Origin of the sequence: Pantoea sp. Pa-EAmG (assembly GCF_030024295.1) — a bacterium.
GTDB classification, from domain to species: Bacteria; Pseudomonadota; Gammaproteobacteria; order Enterobacterales; family Enterobacteriaceae; genus Pantoea; species Pantoea dispersa.
Map to the genome: position 1 here is coordinate 1 of NZ_JASEWO010000109.1, position 16,032 is coordinate 16,032.

Here is a 16,032-nt window from a genome sequence, read left to right on the forward strand (position 1 = left end):
CGTAACAAACTAAGAATAACAGCTTTTTTCCCGGATGCAGCAAGGAAAAACATGTTGCGGCCATCACAGTTCAGGCCGGAAGTGCGCCGTGCTTAACCGGGTTGAATCCTGTATAATCGCGCTTTTCCTGAACCAGACTAATGCGAATATTTTGACCAGCACTCAACTTACGTGGCAAGCCCTGCAGCCGGATAGCTCACGCTACCAATCACTTTTCTCAACCGTCTCTCTGGAAGATAGCGATACGCTTGCCGCGGTTCAGCCGCGTCTGCTGAATGCGCTGGCGCATTTACATCATCAAACGCTGGGCTTTCCGCTGCTGCTATTACGCAGCCAGGAAAACAGTGATTATCTGGCGTGGATTGCCGAGGCGGCGCAGCGCTTTCAGCCTGACGAGGACGCGCTGTACGGCGGTGATTACCATGTGATGGGCGACAACGTCAGCCTGCAACCGCCTGTCGATGCCAGCCGTCCCTTCACCAGCACCGGCGGCGTGCATTACGCCGACTGGATTGAGTCCGAGCAGCTGTTTGGCTGCGTGCGTCAGTATAAAGATCGCGTACAGCTGGAGCCCGGTCTGCTGCATCAGGCTAACGGTGGCACGCTGATTCTGTCGATCAATACCCTGCTGGCGCAGCCGCTGCTGTGGTTGCGCCTGCGCAAAGTGATTGAGCTGGGCCGCTTTGACTGGTATTCACCGGACGAGCGCCGCCCGTTGCCGGTCACCATTCCCCCGCTGCCGCTGCAGCTGCGTCTGATTTTATGCGGCGATCGCGAGGCGCTGGCCAGCTTCCAGGAACTGGACGTTGAAGTGCACGAAATGGCGCTTTACAGCGAGTTCGAAGAGAATCTCCAGCTGGTTGATGAGGAGGATATGGCCAACTGGTGCCGCTGGACGCTATGTCAGGCGGAGCTGGCCGGTCTGACGCCACCCGAAGCTGATTTCTGGCCGCTGCTGATCCAAGAAGCGGTGCGTCTGACCGGCGATCAGGACACGCTGCCGCTGTGCCCGCGCTGGCTGCGCCGTCAGCTGCAGGAAGCCGCGCTGCACGGTGAGACACTGAATGGCGAGGCGCTGAAAGAGGCGCTGGAAGCACGCCAGTGGCGCGAAAGTTTCCTCGCCGACCGGATGCGCGATGAGATCCTGCTGAATCAGATCATGATCGAAACGGAAGGCGAAGTGGTCGGTCAGATCAACGGCCTGTCGGTGATTGAATTCCCTGGCCATCCACGTCCGTGGGGCGAGCCGTCACGCATCACCTGTGTTGTGCATCCGGGCGATGGCGAGTTTACCGACGTGGAGCGCAAAGCGGAGCTTGGCGGCAACATCCACGCCAAAGGCATGATGATCATGCAGGCGTATCTGATTTCCGAGCTGGAGCTGGAACAGCAGCTGCCCTTCTCGGCATCGCTGGTGTTTGAGCAGTCCTACTCCGAAGTCGACGGTGACAGCGCCTCGCTGGCCGAGCTGTGTGTGCTGATCAGCGCGCTGGCAAACCAGCCGCTGAACCAGCAGATTGCCGTTACCGGTTCGGTGGACCAGTTTGGTAACGTGCAGCCGGTGGGTGGTCTGAATGAGAAAATCGAAGGCTTCTTCCATATCTGCCAGTCGCGTGAACTGACCGGAAAACAGGGCGTCATTCTGCCTGCCAGCAACGTGCGCCATCTCAGCCTCAGCGACGACGTGGTAGAAGCGGTACAGCAGGGCCAGTTCCATATCTGGGCGATTGAGCGCGTTGACGAAGCGCTGCCGCTGTTAACCGGTATTGCCTGGCAGAGCGAAAGCGGCGACTCGCTGCTGAGCACCATTCAGGAGCGAATTACTCAGCTCAATCAGCAGGAAAACCGACCGCGGCCCTGGCCATTACGCTGGCTCAACTGGTTCAACCACAGCTGATTACATTGCCCAGCGTACAACTGTTCGCTAATATTCGGGCTTCACTAAAAGAAGGCATATTGAGAACATGGTAGATAAACGCGAATCCTATAGCAAAGAAGACCTGATTGCCTCTGGTCGCGGCGAACTGTTTGGCGAGAATGGCCCACCGCTTCCGTCTGACAACATGTTGATGATGGACCGCGTGGTCAAAATGACCGAAGACGGCGGCAAATTTGATAAAGGTTATGTGGAAGCCGAACTGGATATCCGCCCTGACCTGTGGTTCTTTGATTGTCACTTTAAAGGCGATCCGGTGATGCCAGGCTGTCTGGGTCTGGATGCTATGTGGCAGCTGGTTGGCTTCTATCTCGGCTGGCTGGGTGCGGAAGGTAAAGGCCGTGCGCTGGGTGTGGGTGAAGTGAAATTCACCGGCCAGGTTCTGCCGACGGCGAAGCTGGTTACTTACAAAATTCACTTCAAACGCGTCATCAACCGCAAGCTGGTGATGGGCGTGGCCGATGGCGAAGTGTTCGTCGACGGTAACCTGATTTACACCGCGACTGACCTGAAAGTGGGCCTGTTTAAAGACACTTCAGCGTTCTGACCCGCCAACAAAAACCTCCGCACGCAGCGGAGGTTTTTTTCCTGTTTACAGACATCCGACGGTGCCTAAGCCACCGCCGACCTGTCCTCCATGGCTTGTCGCCAACCTCCCAACCAGTGAGACCGGGCATCGATCATTTGATAAGGGCATATCTCTTTTGAGCGGCCGGTAATGCCTGCCTGATAGCCTCGTGAATGTGCTCGTTCCAGGCGGTCTCTCTTCTGTCTCTTCATACCTCGTTTCCCTCATTTCAGGTCTGGTGGAATCTGGTGGAAAGAAAGAGTGGTGAATTAATGTTCAACCACAGTAATGTTCTAACCTGTGGTGGGTGAAAGGTCAATGCGCAAAATTCACGCCAATGTCATCAATTTGCCGTGAAATCGACACAAATCCCTCAGTGCTACCGCCATATCTGGCTGATTCCGCAATAAAAAAGTCCCTGATTTGCGCGCCGTCACATAACGGCAAATCAGGGACTTAGCATAAGCATCGAACAAATCCTAATTTAGCGTCACCACGCTGTTAGCGATTTGCTGTGCCGTTTGCTGCCAGCCGAGCGCCAGCGTGCGCACCAGCGCATCGTAGCCATCTTCGGTCTGCGGCAGCGTCAGATTAAAGCCATGTTTGATAAGCCGGCCTTGATGTTGTAACAGCCATTCACCGCTTACGACCACCTTGCCGTCATAGCGGCCATGGAAGCCGGTGACGTGCACGCTGAGCGTATCGTGCGTGTCACCCAGCGGCTGACTGGCCACCAGCCGGCCGGGCAACGCCTGGCCGAGGTTACTCACCAGTGTCTGCTGCAGCTGCTGGTCGAGCGGACTGGCCCACAGATTATTGGCGGCAATCACGTACTTCACGTCGCTGGTTTGATAAACCAACCCGTTGCCGGCGAGATAATCCGGCACGCTCACCTGTTCAACCCAAATCATCGGCTGGCTGGCGGAGGCGTCACTGCTGACGCGCGCCATATTGCTGCCCGCAGGCAGCTGGTAATAAGTGGTGTCGATGGTGCTGCTACAGCCCGCCAGCAGCAGCACAGCACCGATAATCAGCCCTTTTTTCACTGTTTCGCCCTCTTTGGCTGCGGATCCTGACCCGGTTTGGCTTCAAATACCAGCGCGTTGCTCTTACTGTTGAGCGTTTTCAGCACCGGCTGCAATTCGCGCAGCACCTGGTCAAGGCGCTGCATATCGCCCACCAGTTTGTTATACGCTGGCGATCCCGGCTGCAGCCCCTTCATGCTGCGATTAAGCTCGCGCAGGGTTTGCTGCATATCGGCCGGCAGCGTTTTCATCGCCGGGTTGGCGGTGATCTGATTGAGGTTATCCAGCGTTTTCTGCAGCTGCTGCAGGGTGCGCTGGCTCTCTTTCAGCGTGCCGGTGGCCTGGTTGATCATCGGGTTAAGCGGCAGCGCGTTGATCTTATCCAGCGCCGCCATCAGTTTCTGCTGAATCTGGCTCAGACCGCCGCTTACGGTCGGAATCACTTCCAGCCCCGCCACTTCGTTCGGTCCTTTGTAAGCCGGTGCATTGTCATAGAAGTCGAGATCGACAAACAGCGCACCGGACAGCAGGTTGCCGGTTTTCAGCGTGGCGCGCAGGCCGCGTTTCTTACCATCCTGCAGATGCTGTTCAAGATTGAAGTCGCCACCCAGACGGCTGATAAAGCGGTCCGGCTCGATGCGGATCAGCACCGGCACGCGGTAATCAGTGTTCAGCGCCTGATTCACGCCCGGGATCATGTAAGGCACCTGAGCCACGGTACCAAGACGAATGCCGCGGAACTCTACCGGAGCGCCGACCTGCAGACCACGAATCGAGTCGCTGAAGAACATCAGGAAATCAGTGTGTTTGGTGTACAGCGAATCCTGAATGCTGCGCTGGTCGTCATACAGATGGTAGTCGTCCTGATTTTTGGCCAGCTCGCCGAGTTCCCAGCCGTCCGGCACGTCAAAGCTCACACCACCGCTAAACAGGGTCGTCAGCGAGCCCATTTCGACGCGCATGCCGGAAGCGGACATATCCACCGCAATGCCGCTGTCTTTCCAGAAGCGCACATTGGTGGTAATCAGGCGATCGTAAGGCGCGGCGATGAACAGCTGATAGGTCATCATGCGCTTGTCGGTATCAAAGGTGCTTGTTTCCACCGTACCGACGCGATAGCCGCGGAACAGCACCGGATCGCCCGGATTAAGCTGGCCGGCTTTTTTGCTGTCGAGGATGACGCGAATACCTTTGGCATCCGGCGGGGCCAGCGGCGGCGCATCGAGCAGCTGATAGTGCTCTGGCTTATCCCCTTTGGCGCCGGGCTGCAGTTCAATGTAGGCGCCGGAGAGCAGCGTACCGAGGCCCGTCACCCCTTCCCGGCCAATCTGCGGCTTCACCACCCAAAACACGCTGTCTTTATGCAGCAGTTTTTCCATGCCGGCATTCAGGCGCGCGGTGATCTCCACATGGTGCAGATCGTCCGTCAGCACCGCGCTTTCGACGGTGCCCACGTCGACGCTGCGGCTTTTAATGGTGGTTTTACCGGCAACAATGCCTTCGGCGTTTTCGGTGATCAGCGTGACCTGCGGTCCCTGATGGCTGAAGTGATAAAACAGAATCCATCCGCCGATTAACAGCGTGACGATAGGTACGATCCACACCGGCGACCAGCGTTTAATCTGGTCGACGTTAGCAATGCCGTGTTGGTTGTCCGTCAAGACGCGGCTCCTTACGTTCAGTTTCCTGTAGGCGATCCCAAATCAGGCGCGGATCAAACGTCATGGCAGCGAACATAGTCAGGATCACCACCAGCGCAAACAATAGCGCGCCTGGCGCAGGGTAAACACTCATCAGCTGGCCCATGCGCACCAGCGCAGAAAGCACAGCGATCACAAACACATCAATCATTGACCAGCGGCCAACAAACTCCACCACCTCATAAATCAGGTGCATCTTCTCGCTGTCGCGCCGGCCGCGGCCGCTGGCGTGCCAGCACAGCCAGCCAATCGCCACCATCTTCAGCGAAGGCACCATAATACTGGCGATAAAAATCACCAGCGCGACCGGCCAGGAGCCATCGCTCCACAGCAAAATGACGCCGGCCATAATGTTGGACGGATACTGCGAGCCGAGCGTTTCGGTCACCATGATCGGCATAATATTCGACGGGATATACAGCATCACCGAGGTGATCAGCAGCGCCAGCGTCCACTGCAGGCTGTGCTGCCTGCGCGGCGCAGCGCTCACGCCGCAGCGCGGACAGGTTTTCTCAGCAGCCGGCAGAATCGCGGTGCAGCACGGACAGCTGCGCAACCCCTGCTTCAGTCCGCTGATGCCCGCCTGCGGCGTTTGCGCCAGCGGCGGCAGCGGATCGATGCGCTGCCAGACCCAGCGGCGATCGACGCACTGAAACGCACGCAGCTGCAGCAGACAAAACAGGCACCACGGCCAGAAGCTGCTGCCAAGGCCAATTTCACCGTACGCCATCAGTTTGACGAAGCTGACCAGCACGCCGGCCATGAAAATTTCGGCCATACCCCAGCTGCGCAATTGAAACAGAATACGTGCCAGCCCGAGTCGCAGGCTGTGCGGCAGGCGCACCGGATTCACCAGCAGCAGAATGGCGATCATGCAGAAAGCCGGAATGCCCTGCACAAACAGCAGGAACAGCGTGGCGAGGCTGCGATAATCCTCGCGATCCATCACCTGCGGAATGGCCATCAGCGAGATCTGGCTGCTGAGACCGGCCACATGCATGCTGATAAACGGAAACAGATTGGCCAGCAGCAGCATAAACAGCGCCGCCAGCGCATAGCCGGTAGGACGTTTACGCGGTTCGTGCCAGTTAGCCACCAGCGTGGTGTGACAGCGCGGACAGCGCGCACGGCTGCCCACCGGTACGGCGGGCAGTTTTACGGTTAAATCACACTGCGGACAGAGCATCCAGTGCTGCGTCTGATGCGTGGCACACATGCTGACTCCCTCTGCGTTATGCGCCGTTTTTCAGCGCTTCCAGCTCTTCCCACCGTTCAAAGGTGGTTTCCAGCTCCTGCTCCGCCTGCGCCAGCGCATCCAGCACCGGCTGCGTTTTGTCGTGCGGCTGGCTGAAGAAGTCCGGATGACTCATCTGCGCCTGCAGCTCACCGATACGCGTCTCCAGCTGCTCCAGCTTTTGCGGCAGCTGTTCCAGTTCACGCGTCAGGTTATAGCTTAGCTTGCCTGCGCTGCGTTTGGGGGCGTCGGCTTTTTCTGCCGGTTTAGCCACTGCGCTTTTGACCGGTACGGCTTTGGTCTGTTTGTAGGCGGCGCGCTGCTGCTGCGCATCATGGTAGCCACCGACGAAGGTACCGATCTCGCCGTTGCCTTCAAAGATCCAGCATTCGGTCACGGTGTTATCCACAAACTGACGATCGTGGCTCACCAGCAGTACGGTGCCCTGATAGCCATCCACCAGCTCTTCCAGCAGCTCGAGCGTTTCGACGTCGAGGTCGTTGGTCGGTTCGTCAAGGATCAGCAGGTTGCTGGGCTTGAGGAACAGACGCGCCAGCAGCAGGCGGTTACGCTCGCCGCCGGACAGCGCACGCACCGGCGTCATGGCGCGTTTCGGGTGGAACAGGAAGTCCTGCAGATAGCCCAGCACGTGGCGCGGCTTGCCGTTGACCATCACTTCCTGTTTGCCTTCCGCCAGGTTATCCATCACGGTTTTATCCGGATCGAGCTCCGCGCGGTGCTGATCGAAGTAGGCGATTTCCAGTTTGGTGCCGCAGTGCACGCGACCGGCACCCGCCTTCAGCTGGCCGAGCATCAGGCGCAGCAGCGTGGTTTTACCGCAGCCGTTCGGGCCAATCAGGGCGATTTTGTCGCCGCGCTGCACCTGGGTGGAGAAATCCTTCACCAGCGTTTTGCCGTCAACGCCGTAATCCACGTTTTCCAGCTCAAAGACGATTTTGCCGGAACGCGCCGCTTCACCGACCTGCATATTGGCTTTGCCCATCACGTCACGTCGTTCGGAGCGTTCACGACGCAGCGCTTTCAGCGCGCGCACGCGGCCTTCGTTACGGGTGCGACGCGCTTTGATGCCCTGGCGAATCCATACTTCTTCCTGCGCCAGCTTGCGGTCGAATTCGGCGTTTTGCATTTCCTCAACGCGCAGCGCTTCCTCTTTGCCGAGCAGGAACTGATCGTAATCGCCCGGCCATGACACCAGCTTGCCGCGATCGAGGTCGACGATGCGCGTCGCCATATTGCGGATAAACGAGCGGTCGTGCGAAATAAACACGATGCTGCCGTTGAAGGTTTTCAGGAAGCTTTCCAGCCAGTCGATGGTTTCAATATCGAGGTGGTTAGTCGGTTCGTCGAGCATCAGCACGCGCGGGTTACTGACCAGCGCTCGGCCCAGCGCGGCTTTACGCAGCCAGCCACCGGAGAGTGACGACAGCTCGGTGTCCGGCTGCAGCCCGATTTGCTGCAGCACATCGTTGATGCGGCTGTCGAGCTGCCACAGGTTGTGATGGTCGAGAATCGTCTGCAGTCGTCCCATTTCGTTGAGGTTTTTCTCGCTCGGATCTTCCATCACCAGGTGCGATATGGCGTGGTAGGCCTTGAGGTGCTCAGCCTGTTCGGCCACGCCTTCAGCAACGAAGTCATACACCGAACCGGTGATATTGCGTGGCGGATCCTGTTGCAGCCGCGCAACCACCAAATCCTGCTCATAAATAATGCGGCCGTCATCCAGCGGCTGTTCGCCGTTGATGATTTTCATCAGCGTCGATTTACCGGCGCCGTTGCGCCCAACCAGACAGACGCGCTCGCCCTCTTCGATATGCAGTTCGGTGTTATCCAACAGCGGCGCATCGCTGAACGACAGGTAAGCGCCATGGATACTGATCAGTGACATAAAACTTATTCCTTACCGGCGTGGCTTACCAGCCAGCAGTTGTGAATTTGACGGTTGCGCGCAAAGTCCTGCGACAGCGTTTTTTGCGTAATTTCCTGCGCCTGCAGACCCAGACGCTGCAAGCCGTCCAGATCCATTTTGAAGCCGCGCTTGTTATTGGAGAACATAATGGTGCCGCCGCGACGCAGCATGCGCTTCAGGTTCTGCAGCAGCATCAGGTGGTCGCGCTGCACATCGAAGTCATCTTCCATGCGTTTGGAGTTGGAGAAGGTCGGCGGATCGATAAAGATCAGATCGAACTGCTCATCGCTTTCGCGCAGCCAGCTCAGGCAGTCCGCCTGCATCAGGCGATGCTGGCGCCCGGTTAATCCGTTCAGGCGCAGGTTACGTTCGGCCCACTCCAGATAGGTGCGCGACATATCGACCGTGGTGGTGGATTTGGCGCCGCCCAGCCCGGCATGCACGCTGGCGCTACCGGTATAGGAGAACAGGTTAAGGAAATCTTTCCCCTGGCTCATCTGGCCCAGCATCTGGCGCGCGATACGGTGGTCGAGGAACAGGCCGGTATCGAGATAATCCGTCAGGTTCACCAGCAGCCGCGCGTTAAACTCCTGCACTTCAAAGAATTCGCCCTTCTCGCTCAGCTTCTGGTACTGGTTTTTGCCCTTCTGACGTTCGCGGGTTTTCAGCACCAGGCGATTGGCCGGTATCTCCAGTACGCTCAGCGTGGCACCGATCACGTCAAACAGGCGCTGGCGCGCTTTGGTCGCATCCACGGTTTTCGGCGGCGCGTACTCCTGAACCACCACCCAGTCGGCGTAGCGATCGACCGCCACGTTATACTCCGGCAGATCGGCGTCATACAGGCGGTAGCAGTCAATATTCGACTGGCGCGCCCACTTGTCCAGTTTTTTGCTGTTCTTACGCAGGCGGTTAGCAAAGTCTTCGGCAATCTGTGCGCCGCCTTCGGCGCTGTTCGCCGCCAGCTGGTAGTTCTTCTGTACGCACTCCAGCGGACCGTTTTTCGCTTTAAACTGGCGATCGGCGCGCAGCTGCAGGCAGCTGAGCAGCTCGGGTGAGGCGCTGAACAGCGACAAATTCCAGCCGCCAAACTGCTGTTTCATGATGCGGCCCAGCTGGCTGTGCAGCGCAATCAGCGCCGGCTCGCTCTCCAGACGCTCACCGTACGGCGGGTTACTCAGCACCGTACCGCGCATCGCTTCGCCCGCCAGCGGATTTTTCAGCTGCAGCACATCCTGCTGCGCAAAGGTGAACAGATCAAACACGCCGGCGCGGCGTGCGTTGGCACGTGCCCATTCCAGCACGCGACCATCATTATCATAGCCAAAGAAGCGTGACGTGGTGGCGGCCGTGCCGGCGCGCGCACGCTGCAGCGCGTCGCTGCGCACTTCCTGCCACAGTGCATTGTTGTGGCGTTTCCAGCGGCTGAAGCCCCAGTGCGAACGCAGCAGGCCTGGCGCGCGATCGCAGGCGATCAGCGCCGCTTCAATCAGCAGCGTACCGGAGCCGCACATCGGATCGACCAGCGGCGTGCCGTTCTGCCAGCCGGAGCGCATCACAATCGCTGCCGCCAGGTTCTCTTTCAGCGGTGCCTGGCCGGTTTGCTGACGATAGCCGCGCTGGTGCAGTGCAGTGCCGCTCAGATCCAGCGCGATGCTAACGCGATCTTTGTTCAGCCACGCGTTGATGCGGATGCCCGGCTGCTCGCGATCGACACTCGGACGCTCCAGATTCTGCCGGGTAAAGCTATCGACAATCGCATCTTTGATGCGCAGCGCACCAAACTGACTGTTGCGAATCACCTCATTGGTGCCGCTGAAGTGGATGGCGAACGTGGTGTTGCTGTCAAACAGCTCGCTCCACGGGATGCTTTGCGCGCCGACGTAGAGATCGAGATCGCTCCAGACGCCGAATTCTCCCAGCGGCAGCAAAATACGTGAAGCCAGACGGCTCCACAGCAGGCTTTGGTACATTACGCGGTCGTCGGCTCGGAAGTGGACGCCGCCCTGCACCACCTGCAAATCCTGCGCACCCAGCGCGTCCAGCTCAGTTTTTAACAGCTCTTCGAGCCCACGCGCCGTACTGGCAAACAGAGAATTCATATCGTCACTTTTTACTCTTGCTAAAATTGTTGCGCATTATAGCGAATCAGCGTCCTATGTCATAAAGTTAGCTTCTTTTTGTCTGTACGGAGTTGTGATGATTACCCTGTCTCGCCTGTATATTCACCCGGTTAAATCGATGCGTGGTTTGCAGCTGTCACACGCGCAGGTGCTGGAAAGCGGTCTGGCCTTCGATCGCATCTTTATGGTGACCGAAGCGGACGGGACCTTTATTACCGCCCGCCAGTTTCCGGAGATGGTGCGTTTCACGCCCGCCCTGCTGCCCGACGGGCTATTCATCACCGCGCCGGACGGCAGCCAGGCGCTGATCCGCTTCAGCGATTTCAGCACCCAGCCGGCACCGACCGAAGTGTGGGGCAACCAGTTCACCGCCCGTATTGCGCCTGACACCATTAACCAGTGGCTGAGCGGCTTTTTCCCGCGCCCGGTGCAGCTGCGCTGGGTTGGCACTGAGCCGTCACGCCGGGTAAAACGCTTCGACCAGGTCCCGCTGGGGTTCGCTGACGGTTTCCCTTACCTGCTGGTCAACATGGCGTCGCTGCAGGATCTGCAGCAGCGCTGTCCGGCCAGCGTGCGGCTGGAGCAGTTCCGCCCCAATCTGATCGTCAGCGGCGCCAGCGCCTGGGACGAGGACAGCTGGAAACGTATTAAGATCGGCGAGATCACCTTCGAGATGCCGAAGCCGTGCAGCCGCTGCGTGTTTACCACCATCGGCATCGAAAGCGGCCGCAAACATCCGCAGGGCGAACCGCTTGCCACGCTGCAGCGTTTCCGCAGCGCCCAGGACGGCAGCGGTGATATCGATTTCGGCCTGAATCTGATTGCGCTTAACAGCGGTATCGTGCGCGTCGGCGATACGGTTGAAGTGCTGGAACGGCAGACGCCGCGCGCTTACGGTGCCGGTGAGGTGGTGGAAACGCTGCAGGCGGCCAGCAGCGCGCCGGCCGCCGTGACCATTGGCTATCAGGGTCAGCAGTTTGCCGGCGATAATCAGCAGGTATTACTGGAACAGCTGGAGATGCAGGGCTTTCGCATTCCCTATTCGTGTCGGGCCGGAATCTGCGGCAGCTGCAAAATGACGCTGGTGTCGGGTGACGTGAAGGCGCTGAAGCAGAGCGCGGTACGCGGTGACGGCACCATTCTCAGCTGCAGCTGTATTCCGAACGGAGATATCGAACTGGCGTAAGTGCTACACCGCGCGGGCGAAGGGCGCGCTGCTCTCCTGCAACTGTGGCTGCAGGCGATCGTTCATGATCTTGATGGCATCGCCGAGCTGCATCCCTTTGCCCGCCACCGTCAGCGCACTCTGCGCCAGCAGACAGAGCGCGGCATTCTCGCCGCTCTCGACCACCAGCAGCTGCGCCTGTTCGCCGCTGTCGGCCAGCGTTACCGCCACCATATCGCCCGCGACGGGCTGCCAGCTGTGCGCATGGCTGGTGAAGTGCCAGCTTTTCGGCATCAGCGGCTTAAGGAAACGGCTGGCCACCAGCGCATTCAGCACCAGCTCGGCGCGCTGATCGCTTTTTAAACCGCTCTGGCGACAGCGCTCTTCAAAAGTAAAATAAAGCGCAGCGTCATCAACGCAAAAACCGCTGTCATTAAAGGCATCGGGCGTCAGCATTTTGCGCGAGAAGCGCGAGCGAAATAACATTCCATCGGCCAGATCCAGCATCATCCGGTCATGCTCTGCGTCAAAATACCAACGCCAGTTGTCATCGGGTTTGATTTTCATGGGGTGCCCTGTGGATTTACGCTGCGCTAAACGGCGCTGAAATTTAAAATATTGCTTTAAGGAAAAAGCTGAAAATTGTACGAACAGGACAAAATATAAACGAGCCGGAGGGAGAAATAAACCCCCCGGCCAGGGAAAGTGAGAAATGTCTTAGAGATGGGTCACGATATCTTTAATTAAACCTGGACCTTTATAAATAAAGCCGGAGTATATCTGCACCAGCGTTGCGCCAGCCGCCATTTTTTCCCGTGCCGCGACCAGCGAATCAATGCCACCGACGCCAATAATAGGCAGACGTCCCTGCAGCTCCTGCGCCAGACGGCGAATCACCTCGGTACTGCGCGACTGTACCGGACGGCCACTTAATCCCCCCGCTTCGTCGGCATATTTCAGCCCGCTCACCAGCGAACGATCGAGCGTGGTATTGGTGGCGATCACGCCGTCTATTTCGTGGCGCACTAAACTGTCGGCAACCTGGATCAATTCTTCTTCAGAAAGATCCGGCGCGATCTTCACCGCCACCGGCACATATTTCAGATGGCTTTCCTGCAGCGCCCGCTGTTTTAATTTAATCGCCGACAGCAGATCGTCCAGCGCTTCGCCATATTGCAGCGAACGTAATCCGGGGGTATTCGGTGAGGAAATATTGATGGCAATATAACCGGCGTGCGCATACACCTTTTCCATGCAGGTGAGATAATCGTCTTTGCCCTGCTCCACCGGCGTGTCTTTATTTTTACCAATATTGATGCCGAGCACGCCTTTAAAGCGCGCCTTTTTCACATTCTCAACCAGGTGATCGACGCCGAGATTATTAAACCCCATGCGGTTGATGATACCTTCCGCCGCCACCAGCCGGAACATACGGGGTTTGTCATTGCCCGGCTGTGCGCGTGGCGTCACCGTGCCCACCTCGACAAAGCCAAAGCCCATGGCGCCAAAGGCATCAATGCACTCCGCGTTCTTATCCAGCCCCGCAGCCAGACCCAGCGCGTTCGGAAAGGTCAGCCCCATACAGGTCACCGGGCGTGACGGCAGCGACTGACGAATCAGCCCTTCCAGCGGCGTGCCGCTGATGAAGCGTAACTGTTGAAAGGTGAGTTCGTGCGCGCGCTCTGGATCGAGCTTAAACAGCGCCGGCCGGACGATAGGATATAGCATGCACTCTCCTGAATGGCGGAAGCTTCGTGAAAGTCGGGTGCACGGGAATTTGTGCGCCAGAATGGTAAGGTGCTCTGGCGCAAAAGTAAATTACTCTGGGATGCAACAATTTGATCGGTATCAGCGTCGGGCGGAATAGCGTCCCAGACGATCGCGGCAGGCCTGTAAGCCGCTGTAAATCGCCGGGCAATACCACAGCAGTTTCAGTCGCGCGTTGTGCTGTAACACTTTACGCACCAGCTGATTCACCTGCGGCTGCCACTCGGCGGGCACCGTCATGTGATTTTTGCGGATTTGCGTCAGGCAGCCGTGCATCACCGTCTGGTAATAATCATCCAGCAGCGCTTCATCGTGCGGCAGTTGCTGCTGCTGCAGGAACTGCTCACTGCCGGCGCGGGCGATAAAGTAATTTTTCACCCATGAGAAGTCGCGCGTGCTCTGCGACAGTGAACTCAGCATAAAGCGTTTGTAGTAGTAGCTCTGGCTGGTGCAGTACAGCGCCCGCGCCTGCAGGTAGAGGGCGAACATAAAAGGCGCGTCTTCATGGTTCTGGATCGGCAGAAACTGCAGATCGAGCTGGTCAATCAGGCGACGCGAAATGATGCTGCTCCAGATCACCCGATGCGCCGACTGATGCTGAATCAGCGTGCGCAGCGTGGCGCTGCCGCCCGGCAGCAGGCCGCTGACGTGGCGCTGATGGATGGTCTGATAATGGCGCTGCGGCGCTGGCAGGTCGAAAAACATTTTCGCGCCAAAGCAGAACAGATCAATCTCCGGGTGACGGGCCTGCACGCGGCGGAAATCGGCGAACAGTTCAGTCGAGACGAAGTCGTCGGCATCCATAAAATAGACGAAATCGCCGCTGGCTGCGGCCAGCCCCTTCATGCGCGCGGCACTGACGCCGCCGCGTCCGCCACTCAGCAGCGTCACCTGCGGATGCTGCGCAGCAAACGCCGTCAGCCAGGCTACGCTGTCATCGCTCGAGCCATCATCAATAATGATGATCTCTTCCGGCGGCGATGACTGGCGAAGCAGCGATCCCAGGGTTTCCGGCAGCCAGGGCGCGCAGTTCCAGTTAGGGATAATTACCGAAACCGTCGGCGTGCGGCGTGATGTCATGCTCATCCTCTTTCCTCTGCGTTAACAAGCGGCGCGCGCAGGCGTTTTAGCACCAGGCTGTGTAACAGACAGCACACGCCAAGGTTAAAGGCCCCGATCAGCCCCAGCCACAGCAGGTTGATCCAGCGATTCTGGTTCCACTCAATGGGCAACAGCGTGCTGAGCCAAGCAATCAGTGCCGACACCGCCCAAATCAGCGCTACGTCGCGCGTCAGCCAGCTGAAATGGATGCCCGGCGCAAAGCGGCGATGCACCAGCCACGCCCAGCCAACTAAATAGAAGATATTCTGCCCCAGCCACAGCCAGCCGGTGCCCAGCGCCCCGTAATGGACGGCACACCAGATGTTGAGCGGCACCAGCACGATGGCAAAACAGGTGAATCCCTGCATGTGCAGTTTCAGATTGCCGTTGACGTATTGCAGGTGATACAGCAGGCCGCAGATCGCCTGGATGCCGCTGCCGAGCGCATACAGGCTAAGCACAAACGCCATCTCTTCGACAATTTGCGGTTTCTGCGTCCACGCCCACAGTAGCGGTCCGGCATAGCAGGCAATGGTGATGCTGAGCGGGGCCATAAAAATTGCTACCGCCTGGGTGGTATAGCGGTAGAGCTTCAGCGATTCGGCATCGCCCTGCTGACGGGTTTTCATGCCGGTCATGCGCGGCACAATCGCCTGCATAATCGGACTGCTCAGCAGCAGGATACCGGTCGCGGCCGTGGCGACCACGGTGAACGAGCCGTATTCACTCAGTGGCAGGGTTTTTGACAGCACCAGCCGGTCAATCTGCGAAATAAAGGTCCACACGGCACTGGAGAAGGCGGCGCTCAGCGCAAAGCGGATAAAGGGTTTGAGCACGCCTTTCAGATCGTCGCGCTTCTCTTTGCGCGCTGCGCGGGGCACCAGCTGACAGGATTTCCAGATACAGCAGGCGGCTTCGGCAATCGAGACCAGCAATTGCCAGATAAAGAAGGTCAGCAGCGGATTCGGGAACAGCTGGATCACCAGTACCGCGCCAAAAGTCCGCAGCGTGGTAATGATCAGGTTCACGCCGTTGAGCCAGACCTGATGCTCAAAACCGACAATCACGCTGCGATACGGGCTGGTACGCCAGCGAATCGCGGCGGTGATCACCATGATCGCCACGGCCACCACCACATCACTGGCGGGCAAGTGCTGCGCATCCAGCCAGTGCGTGGCAATCCATGGCGTCGCCAGCCAGCCGAGCACCACCAGCACCAGGGTGGAGAACAGGAAGAAGCGAGTCAGCGTGGCAAACAGCGCCGGAAACCAGACAAATTCTGCCTGATTTGCCCGGTAGCGTGCCGCCTCGCGCATCAGCGTGGTTGAAACGCCCGCGTCCAGCAGCTGCAGCCAGGTCAGCAATATAGAAAAGAAGCCCACGAGACCGTAAGCTTCCATACCTAAATGCTGAATATACAGGGGAACTACTAAAATACCTGACAGCGTCAGATAGATCTGGCCAACATAGTTGGCAATCGCGTTAC

13 protein-coding genes are annotated in these 16,032 nt (G+C 58.3%); 3 read left to right on the forward strand and 10 right to left on the reverse strand.

The features are described from left to right. The first annotated feature begins 34 nt into the window (after window positions 1–34). Window positions 35–1,897 (forward strand): Lon protease family protein, encoded by a 1,863-nt coding sequence (locus tag QMM04_RS14705; protein WP_136545690.1) that lies wholly within the window; start codon window positions 35–37, stop codon window positions 1,895–1,897. 67 nt (window positions 1,898–1,964) lie between these two features. Then, window positions 1,965–2,483 (forward strand): bifunctional 3-hydroxydecanoyl-ACP dehydratase/trans-2-decenoyl-ACP isomerase, encoded by a 519-nt coding sequence (gene fabA / locus QMM04_RS14710; protein ID WP_010616565.1) that lies wholly within the window; start codon window positions 1,965–1,967, stop codon window positions 2,481–2,483. A 65-nt stretch (window positions 2,484–2,548) separates the two neighbouring features. Here the strand turns inward: fabA and rmf are convergent, their stop codons facing one another. The 6 genes from rmf to rlmKL form a co-directional block, all read right to left on the reverse strand. Next, window positions 2,549–2,716: a ribosome modulation factor gene (rmf, locus tag QMM04_RS14715; RefSeq protein ID WP_013508548.1), complete on the reverse strand. Its 168-nt coding sequence runs from the start codon at window positions 2,714–2,716 to the stop codon at window positions 2,549–2,551. 267 nt (window positions 2,717–2,983) lie between these two features. Further along, window positions 2,984–3,550: a membrane integrity-associated transporter subunit PqiC gene (gene pqiC / locus QMM04_RS14720; RefSeq protein ID WP_021508310.1), complete on the reverse strand. Its 567-nt coding sequence runs from the start codon at window positions 3,548–3,550 to the stop codon at window positions 2,984–2,986. Then, window positions 3,547–5,190 carry an intermembrane transport protein PqiB gene (gene pqiB / locus QMM04_RS14725; RefSeq protein WP_021508311.1) on the reverse strand — a complete coding sequence of 548 codons (1,644 nt, stop codon included), beginning with the start codon at window positions 5,188–5,190 and terminating at the stop codon, window positions 3,547–3,549. Before pqiB ends, pqiC begins: the two co-directional genes overlap by 4 nt. Beyond that, complete coding sequence (gene pqiA, locus QMM04_RS14730) at window positions 5,162–6,445, reverse strand: membrane integrity-associated transporter subunit PqiA (protein ID WP_021508312.1); 1,284 nt, start codon at window positions 6,443–6,445, stop codon at window positions 5,162–5,164. The genes pqiB and pqiA overlap by 29 nt, the downstream gene beginning before the upstream one ends. Before the next feature lie 16 nt (window positions 6,446–6,461). Then, window positions 6,462–8,369, reverse strand: a complete 1,908-nt coding sequence (locus tag QMM04_RS14735) for an ABC transporter ATP-binding protein (protein ID WP_058769569.1) — start codon at window positions 8,367–8,369, stop codon at window positions 6,462–6,464. A gap of 5 nt (window positions 8,370–8,374) precedes the next feature. Continuing rightward, the gene (rlmKL, locus tag QMM04_RS14740; protein WP_152391154.1) at window positions 8,375–10,492 is read right to left on the reverse strand and encodes a bifunctional 23S rRNA (guanine(2069)-N(7))-methyltransferase RlmK/23S rRNA (guanine(2445)-N(2))-methyltransferase RlmL; all 2,118 of its coding nucleotides are present in this window, start codon (window positions 10,490–10,492) and stop codon (window positions 8,375–8,377) included. 97 nt (window positions 10,493–10,589) lie between these two features. Between rlmKL and QMM04_RS14745 the strand changes: the two genes are divergently transcribed. Then, complete coding sequence (locus QMM04_RS14745) at window positions 10,590–11,699, forward strand: YcbX family protein (RefSeq protein ID WP_282996426.1); 1,110 nt, start codon at window positions 10,590–10,592, stop codon at window positions 11,697–11,699. 3 nt (window positions 11,700–11,702) lie between these two features. Here the strand turns inward: QMM04_RS14745 and QMM04_RS14750 are convergent, their stop codons facing one another. The 4 genes from QMM04_RS14750 to QMM04_RS14765 form a co-directional block, all read right to left on the reverse strand. Next, a complete protein-coding gene (locus QMM04_RS14750) occupies window positions 11,703–12,245 on the reverse strand; it encodes a cell division protein ZapC (RefSeq protein WP_058759732.1) in 543 nt (180 codons plus the stop codon). A 150-nt stretch (window positions 12,246–12,395) separates the two neighbouring features. Continuing rightward, window positions 12,396–13,406 carry a quinone-dependent dihydroorotate dehydrogenase gene (pyrD, locus tag QMM04_RS14755; RefSeq protein WP_021508317.1) on the reverse strand — a complete coding sequence of 337 codons (1,011 nt, stop codon included), beginning with the start codon at window positions 13,404–13,406 and terminating at the stop codon, window positions 12,396–12,398. Between the two features lie 120 nt (window positions 13,407–13,526). Beyond that, window positions 13,527–14,531 (reverse strand): glycosyltransferase family A protein, encoded by a 1,005-nt coding sequence (locus QMM04_RS14760; RefSeq protein WP_058780800.1) that lies wholly within the window; start codon window positions 14,529–14,531, stop codon window positions 13,527–13,529. Further along, a partial coding sequence (locus QMM04_RS14765) for a lipopolysaccharide biosynthesis protein (RefSeq protein WP_282996427.1) occupies window positions 14,528–16,032 on the reverse strand: 1,505 nt, incomplete at its 5' end. The genes QMM04_RS14765 and QMM04_RS14760, both read right to left, overlap by 4 nt.